Here is a 6,568-nt window from a genome sequence, read left to right on the forward strand (position 1 = left end):
ATACGACGAAACAAAATATGAAACCCGGGCCTTTTGTAAAATAATTCAAAAAAGGATAAGGGCAGAGAATACATGTGTGTTTTTGTAATGCGTGAATACAATCATAAGCCATCTAAGGATGATATTTGCTAATGTATATTCATAAAAATTCAAGAAGAAGTCTGAAAGCTATTACGATACACGCAATTAGTTTTTAGACTTTTTCTTGTTTCAATATAAGAAAAAACGATTCTTGTACCTTATCCGTGTTTTTCATTTACGAAAAAGGCGGGTTGATGATAATGAATAAAAAAATGAAAACAGAGAAACAAATGATGAAACTGCCTGTTTATGCAGGTATCTTATTTTCGGTATTAGAAATCATGATGGCATTGTATGCCAATTCACAGGCAGTGTTGATGGATAGTATTTATGATTTTGCAGAGGCGATTGTCCTTGGCTTAATTATCTTTTTAATTCCTTTATTTTATAAACCGGTCAGTGAACGGAAACCATTTGGCTATGCTCAAGTTGAAAGCTTACTGATTCTTGGGAAAGGTTTACTGTTGATTGCTGTTACAATTGGATTGATCTTAGCGAATGTGCAAATGCTATTACATGGTGGAAACACGATCGATCAGCAATTGATTGGATATTTCGAATTTGGATTGGCAATGATCAGTGCCATTGTGTTATGGCTTTTAACACGTATGCATAAACAAGTGCAGGCACCTTTAGTAGAAGCCGAAATCCTTGGCTGGAAATTGGATGTTTTTAGCAGTATTGGTGTCGGATTGGCTTTTTTCCTTGGCTCCTTATTGGACAACTCACCACTTTACTGGCTTTCCCCTTATATAGATCAGATCATTGCCATTATTATTGCGCTGATCATGTTACCGCAGCCTTTCCATCTGATTCAAGAATCATTAAAGAATCTTGTTTTATTTGCTCCTGAAGAAGAGGTCATGGAAGAAATCAAACAGTGTGCTCAAGAGTTGTTTGATGATTATGCATATGAAATTACATTTTATGATGTTATTCAGACAGGACGTAAATTGTGGATTGAAATTTATATTCGCTCGCATTCCAATATGTTGAATGTGGCGCAATTGGAACAGCTAAAGCTACGCATCGAAAAGGGGTTGCATGATCGCTATGAAGGGGTAGATGTACAAATATCTCCGGATTTGATCATAAAATAAAACGCATTAACGATAGTCATATGGAATACAAGTGATCGATTTACGCGGTTAGATACAGTTAAGAGGATATGATGTAAATAAAGAAAATACGATTTTCTTAGGATAGTGCTATAACGCCTATCGAAAATCGTATTTATTTTTATTTGGTAATGTTATCTATGGGTTCATGTACTCTTATATGTGATCTACACGCATATGTCGTTACCTTATAAATAAAGAGGTGTTTCTTATTCTTCACCTCTTTGTTCCATAAGGTTGTATATGCAAATGTTTTTATCACATTATTCTTTTGTGATCAATGCTAAGTTCTCCAGATACTCACTTTCAAAAGCAAGCTTCTTTTCAGCTTCATTCGTATATTTCTTTACCAATGCGCTGGATTTCATTACAGGCTGTAAAGTTCCCGCACCAGCAACACAACCGCCGGGACATGCCATTCCTTCTAACAGGTAGCCATTGCGTTTACCGGCTTTTGCCATCATGAGCATCGTTTTACAATTCTTTAAACCTTCAGCCGAATCAATTAATACTTCTTTATCCGGATGTTCTTTTTGAATACATTGTTTCACCGCATTGGCAACACCGCCGCTAACGGCAAAGCCACGTCCATTCGCAGTTCCTTCGGCAAATGGCTCATCTACCATGGCTTGTTCTAAAACAATGCCTTTGGCTTCAAACATACCCATGACTTCTTCAAAGGTTAAGACAAAATCGATATCACTGCGTACACTTTTGCGACTGGCTTCTAGTTTCTTGGCAGCACAAGGGCCGATAAAAACGACTTTTGCATCCGGTTTTTGCTTTTTAATCAAACGACCGGTTAAGACCATCGGCGTTAAGGCCATAGAAATATAAGGCTTAAAATCAGGGAAAAGCTTTTTCGCCATGACTGACCAGGCAGGGCAACAGGATGTTGCCATAAATGGCTGTTGTTCAGGCACTTTGTTTAAGAAGTCTTCAGCCTCTTCAACCGTACATAAATCGGCGCCGATGGCTACTTCTACAACATCCGCAAAACCCAACGCTTTTAAGGCCCCTTTTACTTTTTCAGGTGTCACGCTTGCCCCAAATTGTCCAACAAAGGCCGGGGCAATTGCCGCAATAACCTCTTTTCCGCTTTTCATCGCATGAATCGTCTGAAAGATCTGTCCTTTATCAACAATCGCGCCAAATGGGCAATTGACTAAACACATACCGCAAGAAACACATTTCTCATGATCAATTTCAGCTCTTCCGAATTCATCACTTTTTATGGCATCCATGCCACAACTTCTGGCACAAGGACGTTCCAACTTGTTAATAGCACCATAAGGACATACATCCATACAGCGGCCGCATTTGATACATTTATCCTGATCAATGACAGATTTACCATTAATAATACTGATGGCATCTTTCGGACAAACTTCTTTACAAGGATGTGCTAAACACCCTTGACAGGTATCCGTGACAACAATCTGCTTTTCCGGGCAGGCATTGCAGGCAAATTTAATGATGTTGATCAAAGGATCATCATAATATTTCTCAGCGATCGCACTTTCTTCAATACCATCGCTTAAGGGTGCATGCTCATCCATTTTACGTAATGGCAACCCAATTCCTAAGCGCAGACGTTCCCCAACAATGGCACGTTCTAAAAAGATACTTTCTCGATACTTTGCTTGTTCTCCTGGTAAGATCTTAAAAGGAAGCTTTTCAATTTCAGTGGCATAATCTCCACCTTCATATGCCAATCGGGCAATTTCAGTGAAGACCTTTCTTCGTATATCCGTTACCGAATTATAAATACCTCTCATTATGTATCACCTCGTCTCCATTATACTGTATTTACCAGTATTTGTAAGTATAATTTCAGAATTTCAACCCTTTTACTTGTCGTTATGCAGGAATTGCATTATCATGATAAGGATGAAATAAAAGAAAGATAGAAATCATTAAACGAAAAATGTAAATCAACATCGTAACGTAATACAAGGCTTATGGAAAAAGCTTGAGAAAGGAAACCCTATGGAAATCAAAGAACTAGTACAGCGGCAAAGAGCATATTATCAAAAAGGAAATACGCGCTCTTTGATAAAACGTAAACAGGCATTACAGCGGCTGCAGGCATGTATCAAAAGAAATGAAACGGCTATTCATGAAGCTTTGTATGAAGATTTGCATAAGGCAACAATGGAATCTTATATGAGTGAAACCGGAATGGTGTTGGCAGAATTACGCATGCAACTGCGACATTTTGAACAATGGGCAAAACCTAAAAAAGTGCGTACACCTCTTGCCCAATTTCCCGCTAAAAGCTTTCAATCTGCAGAACCTTATGGAGTAGTGTTGATCATGGCACCTTGGAATTATCCTTTTCAATTATGTATGGAACCATTGATTGGGGCATTGGCTGCTGGTAATACGGTGATCTTAAAGCCCAGCGCATATGCCAAAGCGTGTAGTGCAGTCTTGGCGAAGATCCTAAGGGAATGCTTTGAAGAGGAGTATGTTGCCGTTGTAGAAGGTGGCCGCAAGGAAAATAATGAACTATTGGAACAACGGTTTGATTACATCTTTTTTACTGGCGGAGTAACGGTTGGTAAAATGGTGATGGAGAAAGCTAGTCGATATCTTACACCAATCACATTAGAATTAGGAGGGAAAAGTCCTTGTATCGTTGATGAAAGTGCAGATTTACGCATCGCCGCACGTCGTATTGCCTTTGGCAAATTTCTTAATGCCGGGCAAACCTGTGTAGCCGTTGATCATGTGTTTGTACATTCTTCGATACGTCAAGCTTTTCTTGCCTATTTGCAACAGGAATTGCAATCTTTCTTCGGTGAGGATGTATTAGCCAATCCCCATTATCCAGCAATTATCAATAAAAAACATTTTACGCGTCTACGCCAGCTTATGCAGAGTGGTGATATATGTATTGGTGGGCAGTTGCGGGAAGAAACCTTACAGATTGCACCGACTGTGTTAGAAAATGTTTCCTTGACTTCTGCTATCATGCAGGAAGAAATTTTTGGACCGCTTTTGCCAATTTTACCTTATGATGATCTTGATGAGGTCATAACGTTCATACAAGCACAAGAACGTCCGCTGGCTTTGTATTTATTCACGAGCAGAAAAGCAGTAGAACAGCGCATTTTGCATACGTTGAGCTTTGGCGGCGGTTGTATCAATGATACCATTATTCATCTGGCAACCAGTCAGATGGGCTTTGGCGGTGTAGGACAAAGTGGGATGGGGAGTTATCATGGATATGAATCCTTTAAAACATTTTCTCATTTCCGCAGTATCGTAAAAAAGGCGACATGGTTAGATCTTCCTATGCGCTATCACCCATATACGAAAACGAAAGAAACGATCGTGAGGATGTTTTTACGATGAAAATGAGAAGAAAAACCATGCTAGTCGTGATGACCCTTTTGCTTGCTTATGGTTTGCAGGTTGTGTATGTAAAAAGCTTGCCAAGTGAACAAATCACTATTTTAGGCTATCATCACATTGTCGAGGATAAGGATAAAGAAGCGTATTTTAAAGGAAATATGTGGGTGAATTCATTGTCTTCCTTTGAAGCACAGATGAAGTTGTTAAAGGAAAAGGGATATCATAGTGTTAGTTTACAGGATGTTTATGAATGGCGTATGGGACGAAAAGAGTTAGATGAAAAAAGCGTTGTCATCACTTTTGATGATGGATTTTATTCCTCGATTAAATATGCACAGCCAATTTTAGAAAAATATGGATTTCAGGGAAGTGTTTTTGTGATTGGCTCACAAATTGAGGCGAATCGCAGCGAATATAAACCCAATAAACGTCAGCATGCAACCTTAGCAGATATGCAACATGCAAAAAAGTTGTCTTTTTATGCGCATTCCTTTGATCTTCATCATAAGGATGGAGGCTTTCGTGTTCATCAATTGACGAAAGAAGCATTGCAAATAGATACGCAAAAAGAAGCATCGCTTGTATCAACAGAATTTTATGCTTATCCATATGGAAAATATAATCCTTTGATACAGGAGGTATTAAAACAACATGGTACGAAGTTGGCATTTGGATTTAACGAAAATAGAAAAGCCAGTAGACAGGATGATCCTTATGCATTACCAAGATTTAATGTGAATGCATATACGAAGCTGGATGTGTTTTATCAGATGGTTTCACAATAAGCAAAGAGAATACGTTATCGTGGGAAAGTTGATGTCTTTATTAAGAAAACATCAACTTTTTCCTATTCAGTTGAATGATATGCCTAGAAGCCCATGAGGGTGAATGCATATAGTGGATTGAGATGAAGGAAATCTCAGTGAAAAAGGAGGAACTAACTATATGTATCATGCAAACTGCAACAACTCCTGCAGCTGTAACAATTCATCGAACTGTAACCGCAATGGAGAAAGAATCATGGTAAATCAGTCAAATTGCAGCAATCATAATGTTCAAGAACGTTCTCGCTGCTCATGTGCAAACACGTATCGCCCAGGCTCTGGCTGTGGTAATTCGGGCAATCACAGCTGCGGCTGTCATAACAATTGTAACTGTGGCTGTCAGCGACCTTGTCCGCCACGTCCATGCCCACCAAGACCATGCCCACCACGCCCATGTCCACCTAGACCTTGTCCACCACGTCCATGCCCTCCACGCCCAAGTTGTGAAGACCGCTGCCGTGCACAATATCGCCAGTGTATGAGAAACTGTCGTATGCGTGAAGATGAGCAAGGTTTTGAACGTGGCTATGAAGAAGGCCAGTATGATACAGACATGATGAATGAAGATCGTTGGGAGTACGAAGACTAATCCATCCTATTGGCAATCCATCCAATTATCTTTTTGATGAGGACCTTTCTTAAAGAAAGGTTCTTTTCTCCTGTGGATTCAGCGTAATAACTTTTGCAAAAATACATAAGATAGTATATAATGATGAAAATTATACAGGAGGTGGATACAAATGCTGCATATGAAACATATTATTTGGGATTGGAATGGTACCTTATTGGATGATCTAGATGTCAGCATGGATGCATTAAACAGCATCTTAACGAAAGAACAATTGCCGCTTGTCCTGGATAAAGATGAATATCGTAAATACTTTCAGTTTCCTGTCATTGAATATTATAAAAAAGTTGGTTTCGACTTTGCCAAAACACCATTTCCCATCTTGGCACAACAATATATGGCATATTATCAGCCTCATTCTTTACAATGTTCCTTGCATACTGGGGTAGAAGAAACCTTGGAAAAAGCAGAACAAAAGGGTTATCGCCAATACTTGTTGAGCGCCAGTGATCTGCAGTTTCTAAAACAACAGCTTGCTGTTTATGACATTTCTAATTATTTTGGGGCTCTAAATTAACGTAGGGTTTAAAGAAAAAACGCTCTAAATTATCATAGGG

The 6,568-nt window shown here is 39.1% G+C and carries 6 protein-coding genes; 5 read left to right on the forward strand and 1 reads right to left on the reverse strand.

The genetic code is table 11. The annotated features are described in order from the left end of the window. The first annotated feature begins 281 nt into the window (after nt 1-281). Nucleotides 282-1,181, forward strand: coding sequence for a cation diffusion facilitator family transporter (locus LI241_RS07220; protein ID WP_008687644.1), 900 nt, complete (start codon nt 282-284; stop codon nt 1,179-1,181). A 281-nt stretch (nt 1,182-1,462) separates the two neighbouring features. Here LI241_RS07220 and LI241_RS07225 read toward each other — a convergent pair whose 3' ends face one another. Further along, complete coding sequence (locus LI241_RS07225; RefSeq protein WP_008687646.1) at nt 1,463-2,977, reverse strand: 4Fe-4S dicluster domain-containing protein; 1,515 nt, start codon at nt 2,975-2,977, stop codon at nt 1,463-1,465. A 172-nt stretch (nt 2,978-3,149) separates the two neighbouring features. Between LI241_RS07225 and LI241_RS07230 the strand changes: the two genes are divergently transcribed. The 4 genes from LI241_RS07230 (at nt 3,150) to LI241_RS07245 (ending at nt 6,528) form a co-directional block, all read left to right on the forward strand. Continuing rightward, complete coding sequence (locus LI241_RS07230) at nt 3,150-4,559, forward strand: aldehyde dehydrogenase (protein ID WP_226896975.1); 1,410 nt, start codon at nt 3,150-3,152, stop codon at nt 4,557-4,559. Then, nucleotides 4,556-5,344, forward strand: coding sequence for a polysaccharide deacetylase family protein (locus LI241_RS07235; protein ID WP_008687650.1), 789 nt, complete (start codon nt 4,556-4,558; stop codon nt 5,342-5,344). The genes LI241_RS07230 and LI241_RS07235 overlap by 4 nt, the downstream gene beginning before the upstream one ends. A 160-nt stretch (nt 5,345-5,504) precedes the next feature. Further along, entirely contained in the window at nt 5,505-5,972 is a 468-nt protein-coding gene (locus LI241_RS07240) for a hypothetical protein (protein WP_008687652.1), read from the forward strand. 151 nt (nt 5,973-6,123) lie between these two features. Then, the gene (locus tag LI241_RS07245; RefSeq protein WP_227151113.1) at nt 6,124-6,528 is read left to right on the forward strand and encodes an HAD family hydrolase; all 405 of its coding nucleotides are present in this window, start codon (nt 6,124-6,126) and stop codon (nt 6,526-6,528) included. Nucleotides 6,529-6,568: the final 40 nt, after the last annotated feature.

Source organism: Longicatena sp. 210702-DFI.1.196 (assembly GCF_020563125.1).
In the GTDB taxonomy this organism is placed as follows: Bacteria; Bacillota_I; Bacilli_A; order Erysipelotrichales; family Erysipelotrichaceae; genus Longicatena; species Longicatena caecimuris.

What these genes read in the sequence shown, in the direction of transcription:
- LI241_RS07220 (WP_008687644.1), top strand. Translation starts at nt 282, where the DNA reads ATGAATAAAAAAATGAAAACAGAGAAACAAATGATGAAACTGCCTGTT.
- LI241_RS07225 (WP_008687646.1), bottom strand. Translation starts at nt 2,977, where the DNA reads ATGAGAGGTATTTATAATTCGGTAACGGATATACGAAGAAAGGTCTTC.
- LI241_RS07235 (WP_008687650.1), top strand. Translation starts at nt 4,556, where the DNA reads ATGAAAATGAGAAGAAAAACCATGCTAGTCGTGATGACCCTTTTGCTT.
- LI241_RS07240 (WP_008687652.1), top strand. Translation starts at nt 5,505, where the DNA reads ATGTATCATGCAAACTGCAACAACTCCTGCAGCTGTAACAATTCATCG.
- LI241_RS07245 (WP_227151113.1), top strand. Translation starts at nt 6,124, where the DNA reads ATGCTGCATATGAAACATATTATTTGGGATTGGAATGGTACCTTATTG.